Genomic DNA, 15,766 nt, shown 5'->3' on the forward strand with positions numbered 1-15,766 from the left:
GCATCTCCAATTCCATCATTATCAGCATCTTCTTGATTTGGATTCGCTGTATTCACACAGTTGTCTACGTCATCAGTAATTCCGTCGTTATCTGCATCGTCATCACAAGCATCTCCAATTCCATCATTATCAGCATCTTCTTGATTTGGGTTTACAGTATCAATACAATTATCTACGTCATCACCAATACCATCAGCATCCATGTCATTTTCTGGTATAGGTGCTGGTGCATTTGCACATCTTGCTCCATCATTTGAGCTAGCAGCCGGTCCGTGAGCAAATAAGAAAGAAATCATATTACTTCCCGCACTCAATTGATCGGTATATTTTATTCTGTATATCTCACCATCATTTGAAGCCACATAAAAATCTCCAGCTACATCAAAATATACAGCTCCATAAGCTTCATTTTTTCCAGAAAGAATTGGCACCTGTCCAATGTTCTCAACAATCCCTGTACCCGGATCTATTCTATACAATTTGTTTGTACCTCTTTCTACAGTATACAACATATTATCATTAGAATTGAAAGCCCAATCATGATGGGTTATATCTACTGAAAGATTAAAACTTCCTAAATAATCTAGATACGTAGCAGAACTTGGATTCAAGTCTACTTTATAAACTGTAGTACTATTCCCTCTTTTAAAGTAATATATACCATTCGCATCCACATCCCCTACATAACTATTACTTGCTGCATTGGGCAAACCTGAAATTGTATATTCTGTAGCTTGATAATCAGATGTAATTTTAACAATCTTTGTAGTTTCATCTGTTAAAATTCCCCAAGTATTTCCATCAATCATATTGAAACCAGTAGCATTAATAGAACTATTAGTAATATTTTCTGCAACTAACTCATAATCACCCGAAGCTAGATCTACAACATAAATATCATTGTACTGAAATAAGTACCCATCAGGACCACAAACTACTACTGAGTCATCCTTATCATCACAAACATCTCCAATTCCATCATTATCTGCATCTTCTTGATTTGGATTCGCTGTATTCACACAGTTGTCTACGCTATCTACGATTCCATCGTTGTCTGCATCGTCATCACAAGCATCTCCAATTCCATCATTATCTGCATCTTCCTGATTTGGGTTTGCTGTATTCACACAGTTGTCTACGTCATCAGTAATTCCGTCGTTATCGGCATCATCGTCACAAGCATCTCCAATCCCGTCATTATCGGCATCTTCCTGATTTGGATTCGCTGTATTCACACAGTTGTCTACGTCATCAGTGATTCCGTCGTTGTCTGCATCGTTACTAACAGCTCCACCACAATTTAAAACTGTTGTAAATTCAGCAACCGTGAATGTAGCTATTTGTGTATAGTTATTCCCTGCTTTAGCTAAAAAGTCTTGATCTTGTAGAGATTGTAATGTATAAGTCATTGTAAAAGAACCTGCTTTACCATTTCCTATACCTCCTACATTGTCTAATTTAAATCCATCAAATGGATCATTGTTTCCTAAAGACAATTCAACATCACCTGTTGTACTTCCTGAAACAGAATTCCAACTTACGTTTGAAAATGAATTCGAGTTATCTACTTCGACAGAAAAATGACTTAAATCTTTACAATTTTTACCACTACAACCATCATGAGAAACTTCAATCTGAATTGTATATGTATTATCTGAATTTTTCACTACCGAATTAACTCTAGTAGAAAAACCTCCTCCGTTTTCTTTATAATCAGTCTCACAATCTTCACCGTCTCCAGAACCTCCAGTGCTTTCAGTTACCACATCATTTTCAAATGTATGATGATGTAATTCACCACCTTTCATATAGAAAGATTTCACAATTACCTGACCGTCTATGTTACTAGATGATTTTTTTTCAAAATCAGCAAAAGGAGCATAAACAGTTCCTTTTACCGTACGTGCACTGCTATTAAACTCTAAAGAAGTAGTATTATAAAAGTTAAACAAGATATATTCTCCTTCACTATCTCCAATTCCATTAAAGTTAAACATCTGCGTACTAAAAGATCCAGAAGCATCTACATTGATAATTACCGGCTTGCTGCTTGATGGCGTTCCTCCTTCAAATTGCAAAGCACTCAAACTATTAAGAACAGTTCCTGTAGTATTGATAACATTGACACCATCTTGTAGCGTAATTTTACCCGTCCCGTAAGAATCATTGATTGTTCCTGTGGCAGTCATTTGACTCATTTGAGTTGAGTATGACTCAAACTTTGTAAAAGCATCATCAAAATCTATCAACCCACTTTGGTTCACAGAACTCGCTGATTGCTTTACATTTAAAATAATCTTTGGATTGGTATCAATACTATTTGGGTCTTGATTAACTCTAGTGTTAATTGTTTGGGAAGGATTCCCAGGCATTGACTCATGAATAGTTACATTAGAAGCATCACCAACTTTTAAATAAGTATTACTATTGATATTGATATCTCCATTTACAGAACCAAAGATGATCTCTCCATCTACATACAAACCTACTTGAGTAGTCTCAGCATTTGCGGAATCAGAAAAACCTCCATCCACATCGTGAGCGAAGCTGTAATTGTAATCAAAAGTTGCATTCCCTCCTATAGCTCCAGTTCCTTGAGAATGACCTCCTCCAAGAAGAGCATCACCTTTCACAAATAGATCAAATCCTTGCGCAGGTTCTGTTGGGCTAATTTGGCTAATTCCAGCTTTTGTTACAAAAACACTTAGTAGCAAAAACAAAAACAGGGTAGTTTTAGTAATTTTAGTCATAGTTTAACACAGTTTTAGTGTGAGCGCACAAAGTTAGATTTTTTAATCAAGACCCGCAACAATAAGACACTGTATTAAAGACACTTACGTGCTTTTCTAAATATTTGTTAACGGGGCAGGGTATTGACTAAACCATCTAAAGTGAGGTAGCACTCATCGGTTTCTTTAAATTTACAAAAAAATCTAATCAAACAACGCATTCGCATATGGTATTCTCAAAAAAAAGCCTTTTGTTGTGAATTTTTCATTTTATCCCCTACTATTTTATTTATTTTGATTAAAATCAACTATAAAGTTTTTATCAATTAGTAATTTAATAAATTTGTGAATCCTATTTTACACACAAAACATGTCCAAAAAAGATATTAGAGCACTTACAAAAGACCAACTAAGAGATTTTTTTGTTTCTCAAGGAGACAAAGCATTCCGTGGAAACCAAGTTTACGAATGGTTATGGAGTAAATCTGCTCATTCTTTTGCAGACATGACAAACATCTCTAAACAAACAAGAGAAATGTTGGAGGCAAATTTTGTCATCAATCATATCAAAGTTGACAACATGCAACGCAGTAACGATGGTACTGTAAAGAATGCTGTAAAATTACACGACGGACTTATTGTAGAATCCGTATTGATTCCTACAGACTCTAGAACCACTGCTTGTGTATCTAGTCAGGTAGGCTGTAGTTTGGATTGTGAGTTTTGTGCAACCGCTCGTTTGAAACGCATGAGGAATTTAAATGCGGATGAAATTTACGACCAAGTAGCTGCGATCAATCAAGAAAGCTTGCACTACTACAATCACAAACTCTCTAACATTGTATATATGGGAATGGGAGAACCTTTGATGAATTACAATAACGTAATCAAATCTATAGAAATGATTACCTCGGAAGAAGGCTTAGGAATGTCTCCAAAAAGAATTACCGTTTCTACTTCTGGTTTACCAAAAATGATTAAAAAACTTGCAGATGATGAAGTGAAATTCAATTTGGCAGTTTCTCTACACTCCGCTATTGAAGAAACCAGAAACAAAATAATGCCTTTTTCAAAAAACTTCCCACTTACTGATTTAAAAGAAGCTCTAGAATATTGGTACGCAAAAACAGAGAGAAGAATCACTTATGAATATGTAATATGGAAAGGCATTAATGACAAACAAGAAGACATTAATGCATTGGTGAAATTCTGTTCTTACGTTCCATGTAAAATAAATATTATAGAATACAACCCTATTGATGATGGTGAATACCAACAAGCAAGTTCAAAAGCAACAGATGCTTATATGTATACCTTAGAACAAAATGGTATTGTAGCAAACGTTCGTCGCTCAAGAGGTAAAGATATTGATGCTGCTTGCGGACAATTAGCTAATAAAAGTTAAAACTACTTATACTTCACCTTTAACATTAACAACAACAAAGCCCCGAGTGTAAAAAAACTATTGGTCACATAAATAATAGGATCATCTTTAAAGACTCCATACATCAACCAAAAAAAACCATTTAAAGCTCCTACGCATAGTCCAATCCAAGACAAACTACTAGTATCCTTTTGCTTATAAGATTTCCATACTTGCGGAAAAAACATACTACTAGAAGTAATTCCTCCCAATACTCCAAAAACAGAAGCTATAGTAATCATTTTATTTTTATTTAAGTTGCAAAGATAACTAGTTCCTAGTTTACTTATTGAATTTCATATAGCAATTCAACACATTTAAATTCCATCCTTACATTTTATCATATCCACATAATTATTGTACATTAGTACCCGATAAGCTTTAGGGGTGTTTTGTAATAGTCAAATCCACAAAACTGAGAGTTACCCTTTGAACCTGAATAAGTTAGAACTTACGTAGGGAAAAGTGAGGTCATAGACCTCTTTTGTTATTAGCATAGCAACGCAATTCTTAGCGTACTATTTTAATCAAGTTTAAGTAGACATCTGTCTGCAAAGGTTATCACCAAAATATTTTGAATAATGATAACCATAAAAGTAAACAATCAACCCAAAGAAATTTCAGAAAATAATTCTGTTGCTAATTTGTTACATCAATTAGAGCAACCAGAACATGGAATTGCTGTGGCTATTAATCAACAAATTGTTACCAAAACAGCTTGGTCTACTAAAACCATCAACAATGGAGATGATATTTTGATTATTCAAGCTACACAGGGAGGATAGTTTTAAAGTACAAAGTAGTCAGTACAGAGTACTGAGCTATTTTTTAAAGATAAAAACAACGAACATCACTGTACTTTGTACTCAGTACTCAGTACTTAATACTTTCAAAAAAATGAAAAACAAAGACACTGCACCAAAACAGGACGGAATCACAAGAAATCCATTTCCTAATTCTAAAAAGATTTACGTAGAAGGAAAAATCCACCCACAGATTAAAGTAGCAATGCGTGAAATTTCTTTAGCAGACACTACAGATTCTATGACGAAAAAGAAAACTCCAAATGAACCTGTTACTGTGTACGATACTTCTGGACCTTATACAGATCCTAACAAAGATATTGACATCCATGCTGGAATTGAAAGAATTAGAGAACAGTGGATTTTAGATCGTGGAGATGTAGAAGAATTAGACGGTTTTTCTTCTAAATATTGTAACGAACGTTTAAACGATAAAAGTTTAGACCACATGCGTTTTAACTTAAAGCACAAACCAAAACGTGCTAAAAAAGGACAAAACGTTACCCAATTGCATTACGCTAAAAAAGGAATTATTACTCCAGAAATGGAATACATCGCTATTCGTGAAAACCAACGAATTGACGAAATGACTGAAATTAGAAAGCAACACAAAGGAGAACACTTTGGAGCTTCTATTCCAGATAAAATTACTGCTGAATTTGTACGTTCAGAAGTTGCTAGAGGTCGTGCGGTAATACCATCAAACATCAATCACCCAGAAGCAGAGCCTATGATTTTAGGTCGTAACTTCTTGGTAAAAATCAATGCAAACATTGGTAACTCAGCGGTTACTTCCTCTATTGAAGAGGAAGTAGAAAAAGCAGTTTGGGCTTGTCGTTGGGGAGCAGATAACATTATGGATTTATCTACAGGAGAAAACATTCACGAAACTCGTGAATGGATTGTTCGTAATTCTCCAGTACCCATTGGTACCGTGCCAATTTACCAAGCTTTGGAAAAAGTAAATGGTGTTGCAGAAGATTTAACATGGGAAATTTTCCGTGATACTTTAATAGAACAAGCAGAACAAGGAGTAGATTACTTTACCATTCATGCTGGAGTATTGTTACGTTATGTACCAATGACTGCAAATCGTGTTACAGGAATTGTATCACGTGGAGGATCTATTATGGCAAAATGGTGTTTAGCGCATCACAAAGAAAGCTTCTTATACACACACTTTGAAGAGATTTGTGAAATCTTAAAATCTTATGATGTTGCTTTTTCTTTAGGAGATGGATTACGTCCAGGATCGGTTGCTGATGCTAATGATGAAGCACAATTTGCTGAATTAGAAACATTAGGAGAGTTAACACAAATTGCTCGTAAGCACGAGGTTCAGTGTTTTATAGAAGGACCAGGTCACGTGCCAATGCACATGATTAAAGAAAATATGGAAAAGCAAATTGACGTTTGTGACGAAGCTCCTTTTTACACATTAGGGCCTTTAACAACTGATATTGCTCCAGGATACGATCACATTACTTCAGGTATTGGTGCTGCTATGATTGGTTGGTTTGGTTGTGCTATGTTGTGTTATGTAACACCAAAAGAACACTTAGGATTGCCTAACAAAGAAGACGTTCGTGTAGGTGTGGTTACTTACAAATTAGCTGCTCATGCTGCCGATTTGGCCAAAGGTCATCCAGGTTCACAACACAGAGACAATGCCTTGAGTATGGCTCGTTTTGAATTCCGTTGGGAAGATCAGTTTAATTTAGGATTAGATCCAGAACGTGCTTTGGAATATCACGATGAAACTTTACCTGCAGACGGTGCAAAAGTGGCACATTTCTGTTCTATGTGTGGACCAAAGTTTTGTTCTATGAAAATTTCTCAGGAAGTGCGTGATTTTGCAGCTGAAAATGAAATTACTGACGATAACGAAGTTCTTCAAAAAGGAATGGAAGAAAAATCTCAAGAATTTAAAGAAAAAGGATCAGAAGTTTATCTATAGTATAAGTCGGGAGTTTCTTTAGATGGACATCGATCGGTGGTTACAGAGCGTAGTCGAAGTAAGTCGAGATGTCCATCTAAAGCCGGGCTTTCGGTACTCGCTTTTTAAAACTACAATCTCGACTACGCTCGATCACCATTTTAAAAGAGCTCAAACAAAATGGCAATCCCTAACTCAATAGTAATTAACAATATGATCATTTTAATCTCACCTGAAAACGATGTTCCTAACGAAATTGAAATTCTACATCAACTATTTCAACAAGGTTTAGAATATTATCATTTTAGAAAACCACAAAAAAACTACCAAGAACATTGTGAGTATTTAAATCAGATCGATAAACAATATCATAACCGAATTGTAGTGCATTATTTTCATGAGTTGGTGAATGAATATTCTTTAAAAGGAATTCATTTTCAGGAACAAAAAAGAAAAGATCATTTGGACACTCCTACCGATTATTTTGTCAAACTCAATAATATGTACGGAAAAACCATTAGCTCTTCTTTTCATGAACCTGAAGATTTAGAAAAATGCACGTTTGAATTTGATTATCATTTACTAAGTCCTGTTTTCTCCTCTATTTCAAAAGAAGGATACAATGGTAGAGGTTTTGATGTCAATCACATTGACAAAACCATTGTGGGTATGGGAGGTGTTACTACAGAAAATTTAACCAAATTTGATAAATTAGGTTTTAAAGGAGTGGGTGTTTTAGGAGGTATTTGGAATAGTGAAAACCCTGTGGAAGATTTTAAAAAAATGCAACGTCATTTCGAGTAATTTTGAGGAACGAAAAATCGTATCGAGAAGTACTTAGTTTCTCGATACAAATTTCACTCATTTACAATCATAAAATTCACTCGAACTGATAACAAATAACACATAATGCAAAAAAATAAAAAGTACATATTAAGTATTGCTGGATTTGATCCAAGTTCTGGAGCAGGAATTACTTCAGATATCAAAACATTTGAGGCACATAACTTTTATGGTTTATCTGTATGTACAGCGGTTACGGTTCAAAATGACATCGATTTTAAAAACTGTCATTGGATTCCTACTGATCTTATTTTGCAACAAATAGAAACTTTGTTTGAGCGTTTTGAAATCAACACCGTTAAAATAGGAATCATCCAATCTTGGAGAACATTATTACTTATTTTAGATAAATTACACTCGTTAAATTCGGAAATAAAAATCGTTTTAGATCCCATCATCAAAGCAACTGCCGGTTTTGACTTTCACACAGATGAGAACCAAGATTTGTTAGATAAAATTTGGGAGCAGTGTTATATCATCACTCCTAATTATGATGAAATTCAACTCCTATATCCAAACTTAGACATTGATGACACCCTAGAACATATTTCTAGCAAAACAAACATCTATTTAAAAGGTGGACACAGAAAAGATAAAAAAGGTTGGGACGAATTGTATCATAGCGGAATTGTAATGGTAAACATTCCGCCAAACGTAGATTCAGTTTCAGAAAAACACGGAAGTGGTTGTGTGTTATCATCGTCTTTAGCCTGTCATATTTCTTTAGAACAAGAATTAGAAGATGCTTGTAAATTAGCTAAATATTATGTGGAAAGTTTTTTAAACAGTAATGAATCTTTATTGGGAACGCATAAATATAGTAGTCAAGAATTAGATAAGTTAAGTGGTGAAAAAGCTATGTAACTATGGATAAAAGCAAAAGTTTTGAAGATTTATTGGTTTGGCAAAAGGGACATGAATTTGTTTTAGAAGTCTATAAAATCACCAAACAATTCCCAAAAGAAGAAATCTATGGACTAACATCACAATTTAGGAGAGCCGCAGTTTCTATTACAGCGAACATAGCCGAAGGTTACAAAAGATTAAGCTCAAAAGAGAAATTACGATTCTACAACATTGCACAAGCATCATTGGAAGAGTGTAAATATTTTCTGATACTCGCTAGAGATTTACAATACACAAATCAATTTCAAAAATTGAATAATTTAATAAATGAGGTGAGTAAAATGTTAAACGCGTATTGTAGAAGTATCGCTAATAAGAACAATTATTCTTAACTCCTTAAATTCTCAACTTCTAAAATTCATTAAAATGATCATCAACAAACTACATTATATTTCACAGGGAGCTACACCTAAAGAACATTTAGAAAATATTCAGAATGCTTGTCAATCGGGTGCTGAATTGGTACAACTTCGTTTGAAAGACTTATCTGATAAAAAAATGTTAAAAACAGCTTTAGAAGCTAGAGAAATTACCAATCATTTTCAGACTCGTTTAATTATCAACGATCATTATAAAATAGCCAAAGAAGTAAAAGCTGACGGGGTTCATTTGGGAAAGTCTGATGCTTGTCCTACCGAAGCCAGAAAACATTTATACACTTGGCAAATTATTGGAGGTACGGCAAACACTTTAGAAGATTGTAAAAATTTAATCAATAAAGAGGTTGATTATATTGGTTTGGGACCTTTTAGATTCACTACTACCAAAGAAAATTTAAGTCCTGTTTTAGGATTAGATGGATATTCTTTAATTATAGAAGAATTAAAAACAGAAACTCCCGTTATTGCCATTGGAGGAATTACAGAAAATGACATCGATGACCTTTTAAAATCAGGAGTTTCGGGGATTGCCATGTCTGGAGAAATTACTCGTGATTTTAATAAAATTAGAACCTTTAATAAACTATTACAAGCAGGAAATAGCGAAGAACAAAAGTATGAGTTTTAGATATTCAGAATTTAAAGAGAGTGAGTAGAATACTCAACACAACTACTTAAATTATTGACTTCTTAACTCCTAAAAAATAAATAATGAACGATATCTTAAAAATAGCAGACAAAGAATTCAATTCTAGACTGTTCACCGGAACAGGAAAATTTAGCTCGAACCATTTAATGTCTGAAGCCTTAATTGCTAGTGATAGTGAATTAATTACTGTTGCTTTAAAACGTGTAGATGTAGATAACGAACAGGATAAAATGCTACAAAGCATTCTACGTCCAAACGTGAATTTATTACCTAACACCTCTGGAGTAAGAGATGCTAAAGAAGCTGTTTTTGCAGCACAATTGGCCAGAGAAGCTTTGGAAACCAATTGGATTAAATTAGAAATTCACCCAGATCCTAGGTATTTATTACCAGATCCTATAGAAACCTTAAAAGCCGCCGAAGAATTGGTAAAACTAGGTTTTGTAGTAATGCCATACATTCATGCTGATCCAGTTTTATGTAAAAGATTGGAAGATGTAGGAGTGCAATGCGTAATGCCTTTAGGAGCACCAATTGGAACCAACAAAGGAATTAAAACAGTTGATTTTTTAGAAATTATTATAGAACAAAGTAATGTTCCTGTAATTGTAGATGCTGGAATTGGAAGTCCATCTCATGCAGCTTATGCTATGGAATTAGGTGCTGATGCTGTTTTGGTAAATACAGCCATTGCCGTTTCTCAAAATCCAGTACAAATGGCCAAAGCTTTTAAAATGGCTGTGGAAGCAGGTAGAATGGCTTACAATGCAAAGTTAGCTAGTGTTAAAAAACATGCAGAAGCGAGCAGTCCGTTAACGAGTTTTTTACAGTAGTAATGTATATAGTAGTTCAGAATTTAAGGAGTTAGAACTCACAAGTGAGCAGGAGTTAAGGAGCAGGTTACTAAAGTAATACTCAAAATTCTTAACTCCTCATATTCTTAACTACTAAAAATAAAAAAATATGAACAACACATTTCAAAATCAATTTGACACCTACAACTGGGATGAAACTTTAGCAAACATCAATGCAAAAACGACTCAAGATGTTGAATATGCGCTTTCTAAAAACAAGCGAGATTTAGAAGATTTTAAAGCATTAATCTCTCCTGCTGCTGCTCCTTATCTAGAGCAAATGGCACAATTGAGTATGGCAAGTACTAAAAAACGTTTTGGAAACACCATTCAAATGTATGTGCCTATGTATTTGTCTAACGAATGTCAGAACATTTGTACGTATTGTGGTTTTAGTATGACGAATAAAATTCCTCGTAGAACATTAACGGATGACGAAATATTAAAAGAAATTGCCTTTATAAAATCTAAAGGATACGATCATATTTTATTAGTTACAGGTGAAGCTAATAAAACGGTTGGGGTTCCGTACATCAAACATGCCATGGAATTGATTAAAGATCAATTTTCTAACATTACCATTGAAGTTCAGCCACTAGATCAACATGAATACGAAGAGTTGATTGAAGCCAATTTATATGCGGTTTTGGTGTATCAAGAAACGTATCATAGAGATGAGTACAAAAAACATCACCCTAAAGGTAAAAAATCTAATTTTGATTATCGATTAGATACTGCTGATAGATTGGGAAAAGCTGGAGTTCATAAAATAGGATTAGGAGCTTTATTTGGATTAGAAGATTGGAGAGCCGATAGCTTTTTTACTGCTTTGCATTTAAAGTATTTACAAAAGACCTATTGGAAAACAAAATACTCTATCTCCTTCCCTAGATTACGTCCACACAGTGGCGGATTGGAACCTAAAGTAGAAATGACGGACAAACATTTGGTACAAACCATTTGTGCGTTTAGATTGTTAGATGAAGATGTAGAATTGTCAATGAGTACTCGTGAAAGCGAAGTTTTTAGAAACAACATTGTACATTTGGGAATTACTTCTTTAAGTGCCGAATCTAAAACAAATCCTGGAGGTTATGTGGTAGAACCACAATCTTTAGAACAATTCGAAATTTCTGACGAAAGACCTACCGAAGAAATAGCTTTGATGTTAGAAAACCAAGGCTTAGAACCTGTTTGGAAAGATTGGGAAGCGTTTAAATAAAAAACATATTAATGAAAATATCCGTAGAACTTACCTTAACTCCTTTACAAAACGAGTTTGAACAACCTATTATTGATTTTATCATCAAACTAAGAGCCTCAGGATTAACCGTTCTTGAAAATCCGTTAAGTACTCAGGTGTATGGAGATTATGACAAGGTGATGAACTTAATAACTTCTGAACTTAAGAATACCTTTGATTTAATTGACAATGGAATTTTATTCATGAAAATTGTAAAATCAGATCGTAGTGACTATGAGCCATTTTTTTAACCTCTTATTTGGTCAATACGCTGCTTACGAAACTTTAGACATTAGCTTAGAAATTATTGCCGTTTTTTTTGGATTGATTTCCGTTTTGTACTCTAAAAAAAACAGCATTTTAGTATTTCCTACAGGAATTATCAGTACTTCAATTTTTGTTTATCTTTTATACAAATGGCAGTTATTAGGAGATATGATGATCAATGCATATTATTTTATCATGAGTATTTATGGTTGGTATTTATGGACCCGAAAAAGCAATGACAAACCCGAAAATCCAATATCTAAAACAACATCAAAAGAAAAGAAGCAAAGTGTATTTATCTTTGTTTCCACATTAATATTTGTGTACGCTGTTTACACCTTTTTTGACAAATGGACACACTGGACAGCGTATGTAGACACCATTACTACGGCTATCTTTTTTGTTGGAATGTGGTTAATGGCAAAAAGAAAAATTGAAAATTGGATTTATTGGATTGTTGGAGACATTATTTCTATTCCTCTTTATTTTTACAAAGGATTTACGTTTACTAGTTTTCAGTATCTAGTATTTACATTAATAGCCATTTCAGGATATTTAGCATGGAAAAAACACTTGAACAACACCCCTCGAACATCATTAAAATAGTTTTATTTGGTCCCGAAAGCACAGGTAAAACTACGTTGTCTAGAGAATTAGCAAAACACTACAAAACAAATTGGGTTCCAGAATTCGCCAGAAATTATTTACAAGATAAATGGAAGACTCAAAAATTAATTTGTGAACTTAAAGATATTGTACCAATAGCAATAGGACAAATACAACTAGAAAACAAACTAGCTTTAACAGCCAACAAAGTGTTAATTTGCGATACCGATTTGTTAGAAACAAAAGTATACAGCCAACAATACTACAATGGAGTGGTACCTAAAGAACTTGAAAAAGCCATCAGCCAAAACGCTTACGATTTATATTTCTTAACCTATATTGATACTCCTTGGGAAGCGGATGATCTACGTGACAAACCCGAAGAAAGAGAAGAAATGTTTAATGCTTTTGAAGAAGCTTTAATTACCCACAACAAACCTTATCTACTCTTAAAAGGAGACAAAGAAACTCGTTTACAAACCGCTATTCATACTATTGATAAACTTCTAACAACAAAGTCTTTAAAATAAAACAGAGCGGTTTGGTTTATTTATCCAACTTTACGCTCTAACTTTGCAGTGTTCTCATAAAGGGGTGCCTATTATCGGCTGAGATCATACCCAACGAACCTAGAACAGGCAATGCTGTTTAGGGAAATAAATGTTACAAAACTATAACTATTCAAAACAACCGAATAATTACCTCTTTTTATTCATTTTATTTAAAAAAATGAAACTAAACTTAGCCTTTACAAAAGGAGCATCAATAACCTTTTTCTTTTTATTGATGAGCTTAGCTATACAAGCGCAAACTGTTTTAACAGGAAAAGTAACAAATCAAAACTTAGAGCCTTTATCTGGTGCTACTGTTTTTATTAAAGAATTAAACAAAACAACAATTACAGATCTAGATGGTTTGTTTGAAATCCGTTTAAAGGAAGGAAGCTATACTTTACAGGCATCTTACATTGGATATTCTAGTGTTACCAAACAAGCAAACTCATCAAAAAACAACCTTACGTTTGTATTAAAAAACCAAACTCATCAACTAGATGAAGTATTGGTTTCTGCAGTTAGAGTACAAGAAAACTCACCTGTAACCCACTCTAATTTAAACAAAGAAGAAATTGCCAAACGTAATTTAGGACAAGACATTCCTATTTTAATGAACTACATGCCGTCTGTAGTAACAACATCTGATGCTGGTGCTGGAATAGGATATACAGGAATTCGTGTTCGTGGTTCAGATGCTTCTCGTACCAACGTCACCATTAACGGAATCCCTTACAACGACTCTGAAAGTCAAGGAGTTTACTGGGTAAATGTAAATGATATTGCATCGTCTACACAAAGTATTCAATTGCAACGTGGTGTGGGTACTTCTACCAACGGAGCAGGAGCTTTTGGAGCTAGCCTAAACTTATTAACAGACAACGGTGCTAACCAAGCTTTTGGTGAAGTTTCTACCTCAGCCGGTTCTTTTAACACTAAAAAAATAACTACAAAATTAGGAACAGGTTTGTTAAATAATCACATCAATTTAATTGGTAGAGTTTCTAAAACTACTTCTGATGGATATGTAGATAGAGCTTCTTCTGATTTGACTTCTTATTTTTTACAAGGAAGTTATAAAGATGACAACACTTTAATTAAAGCTTTAATTTTTGGAGGTCATGAAATTACTTATCAATCTTGGAATGGTGTTGATGCGGCTACGTTAGCTAGCGATCGTACTTTTAATTCCGCTGGAGCAAAATATGATAATGCTTGGAATGTAACAGGATATTATGACAACGAGGTGGATGATTATGAACAAGATCATTTACAACTACACTGGAACCAGAAGTATGACAACCACTTCTCATCAAATATAGCATTACACTATACTTTTGGTCGTGGATTTTATGAACAATACAAGCAAGGTGCTAATTTTTCTGACTACAATTTAACTCCTATTACTATAGAAAGCACAACTATTAATACTACGGATTTAGTCCGAAGAAAATGGTTAAGTAATGATTTTTATGGGGTTACTTACAATTTAAACTATAAAACAAAACAATTAGACTTTTTAATTGGAGGAGCTTTAAACAAGTACGAAGGAGATCATTTTGGAGAAGTAGTATGGGCTAGAAATGCATCTGATAGTGAAATTAGAAATCGTTATTACGACAATTATGGAAACAAAACAGATGGAAACATTTATGCAAAAGCTACTTATAAACTAAACAATCAACTTTCTTTATTTGGAGATTTGCAATACAGAGTTGTAAATTATGAGGCAAATGGTGCACAAACCAACCTTGTTGATGATACTTTTAAATTCTTAAATCCTAAAGCAGGAATTACTTATTTAGTAAACACTAGCAATAGTGTATACGCATCTTATGCTCGTGCCAACAAAGAACCTAACCGCACAGATTACGAAAACGGAAATCCAAAACCAGAACAATTAGACGATTTTGAACTAGGGTGGCGTTACAAAACAAACAAATCTAAAATTAACACCAACATTTATTACATGTTCTACACAGATCAGCTTACTTTAACTGGGCAGGTAGATAATATTGGATCTCCTATTAAAACCAATTCAGGTGAAAGTTATCGTTTAGGACTAGAGGTAGATGCTAGTTTTTACATCAATAAATATGTAACAATTTCTCCAAATGTAACTTTTAGTCAAAACAAAAATGTAGACTATAAAGAAACGGATGGAACCACTATAACGGATTTAGGAAATACAGAAATTTCTTATTCACCAAGTATTGTAGCGGGTAACATGATTACAGTAACTCCTATAGACCAATTATACATTAGTCTTTTATCAAAATTTGTAGATACTCAATACATGAGTAATACCGAATTAAAAGCATCAAAATTAAAAAGCTATTTTGTTAGTGATTTAAACTTAAACTATAGTTTTCACCCTAAATCAACCTTTAAAGAAATTACACTAACAGGTTTGGTAAACAACATATTTAACAAAGAATACGTTTCTAATGGTTATATGTGGGGAACAACTCCGTACTATTTTCCACAAGCAGGAACTAACTTTTTAGTAGGAGTTACTTTTAAATTGTAGTTTCAAAATTCAACTCACACAAAAGCAGTCATTAGGCTGCTTTTTT

15 protein-coding genes and 1 riboswitch are annotated in these 15,766 nt (G+C 33.8%); of the genes, 13 read left to right on the top strand and 2 right to left on the bottom strand.

From position 1 onward, the window contains the following. Nucleotides 1-2,750, bottom strand: a 2,750-nt coding sequence (locus Q4548_RS13975; RefSeq protein ID WP_303456022.1) for a collagen-binding domain-containing protein, incomplete at its 3' end; no start/stop codon positions are given. Nucleotides 2,751-3,099: 349 nt separating this feature from the next. Between Q4548_RS13975 and rlmN the strand changes: the two genes are divergently transcribed. Further along, nucleotides 3,100-4,134: a 23S rRNA (adenine(2503)-C(2))-methyltransferase RlmN gene (gene rlmN / locus Q4548_RS13980; RefSeq protein WP_303456024.1), complete on the top strand. Its 1,035-nt coding sequence runs from the start codon at nt 3,100-3,102 to the stop codon at nt 4,132-4,134. Nucleotides 4,135-4,136: 2 nt separating this feature from the next. Here rlmN and Q4548_RS13985 read toward each other — a convergent pair whose 3' ends face one another. After that, entirely contained in the window at nt 4,137-4,394 is a 258-nt protein-coding gene (locus Q4548_RS13985) for a SemiSWEET family sugar transporter (protein ID WP_303456025.1), read from the bottom strand. A gap of 131 nt (nt 4,395-4,525) precedes the next feature. Further along, nucleotides 4,526-4,631: riboswitch (TPP riboswitch) on the top strand. A 102-nt stretch (nt 4,632-4,733) separates the two neighbouring features. Between Q4548_RS13985 and thiS the strand changes: the two genes are divergently transcribed. The 12 genes from thiS to Q4548_RS14045 all read left to right on the top strand — a co-directional run bounded on the left by thiS (nt 4,734) and on the right by Q4548_RS14045 (nt 15,720). Beyond that, on the top strand, nt 4,734-4,937 hold the full coding sequence (gene thiS, locus Q4548_RS13990; protein ID WP_303456026.1) for a sulfur carrier protein ThiS: 204 nt from the start codon (nt 4,734-4,736) through the stop codon (nt 4,935-4,937). 112 nt (nt 4,938-5,049) lie between these two features. Continuing rightward, nucleotides 5,050-6,912 carry a phosphomethylpyrimidine synthase ThiC gene (gene thiC, locus Q4548_RS13995; RefSeq protein ID WP_303456028.1) on the top strand — a complete coding sequence of 621 codons (1,863 nt, stop codon included), beginning with the start codon at nt 5,050-5,052 and terminating at the stop codon, nt 6,910-6,912. 192 nt (nt 6,913-7,104) lie between these two features. Then, entirely contained in the window at nt 7,105-7,695 is a 591-nt protein-coding gene (locus Q4548_RS14000; RefSeq protein WP_303456029.1) for a thiamine phosphate synthase, read from the top strand. Nucleotides 7,696-7,800: 105 nt separating this feature from the next. Further along, nucleotides 7,801-8,598, top strand: a complete 798-nt coding sequence (locus Q4548_RS14005; protein ID WP_303456030.1) for a hydroxymethylpyrimidine/phosphomethylpyrimidine kinase — start codon at nt 7,801-7,803, stop codon at nt 8,596-8,598. A 2-nt stretch (nt 8,599-8,600) separates the two neighbouring features. Continuing rightward, nucleotides 8,601-8,972 carry a four helix bundle protein gene (locus tag Q4548_RS14010; protein ID WP_303456031.1) on the top strand — a complete coding sequence of 124 codons (372 nt, stop codon included), beginning with the start codon at nt 8,601-8,603 and terminating at the stop codon, nt 8,970-8,972. A 34-nt stretch (nt 8,973-9,006) separates the two neighbouring features. Continuing rightward, nucleotides 9,007-9,648, top strand: coding sequence for a thiamine phosphate synthase (gene thiE / locus Q4548_RS14015; RefSeq protein WP_303456032.1), 642 nt, complete (start codon nt 9,007-9,009; stop codon nt 9,646-9,648). An 83-nt stretch (nt 9,649-9,731) separates the two neighbouring features. Further along, the gene (locus tag Q4548_RS14020; RefSeq protein WP_303456034.1) at nt 9,732-10,502 is read left to right on the top strand and encodes a thiazole synthase; all 771 of its coding nucleotides are present in this window, start codon (nt 9,732-9,734) and stop codon (nt 10,500-10,502) included. 130 nt (nt 10,503-10,632) lie between these two features. Next, entirely contained in the window at nt 10,633-11,745 is a 1,113-nt protein-coding gene (gene thiH, locus Q4548_RS14025; protein ID WP_303456036.1) for a 2-iminoacetate synthase ThiH, read from the top strand. Between the two features lie 11 nt (nt 11,746-11,756). Then, nucleotides 11,757-12,017, top strand: a complete 261-nt coding sequence (locus Q4548_RS14030) for a hypothetical protein (protein ID WP_167897055.1) — start codon at nt 11,757-11,759, stop codon at nt 12,015-12,017. Continuing rightward, nucleotides 12,001-12,639 (top strand): nicotinamide riboside transporter PnuC, encoded by a 639-nt coding sequence (gene pnuC / locus Q4548_RS14035; protein ID WP_303456038.1) that lies wholly within the window; start codon nt 12,001-12,003, stop codon nt 12,637-12,639. Before Q4548_RS14030 ends, pnuC begins: the two co-directional genes overlap by 17 nt. After that, on the top strand, nt 12,594-13,169 hold the full coding sequence (locus Q4548_RS14040) for an ATP-binding protein (RefSeq protein ID WP_303456039.1): 576 nt from the start codon (nt 12,594-12,596) through the stop codon (nt 13,167-13,169). Before pnuC ends, Q4548_RS14040 begins: the two co-directional genes overlap by 46 nt. Before the next feature lie 199 nt (nt 13,170-13,368). Then, nucleotides 13,369-15,720, top strand: a complete 2,352-nt coding sequence (locus tag Q4548_RS14045) for a TonB-dependent receptor (RefSeq protein WP_303456041.1) — start codon at nt 13,369-13,371, stop codon at nt 15,718-15,720. Nucleotides 15,721-15,766 lie beyond the last annotated feature (46 nt).

Origin of the sequence: Wenyingzhuangia sp. 2_MG-2023 (assembly GCF_030548295.1) — a bacterium.
Taxonomy (GTDB): Bacteria; Bacteroidota; Bacteroidia; order Flavobacteriales; family Flavobacteriaceae; genus Wenyingzhuangia.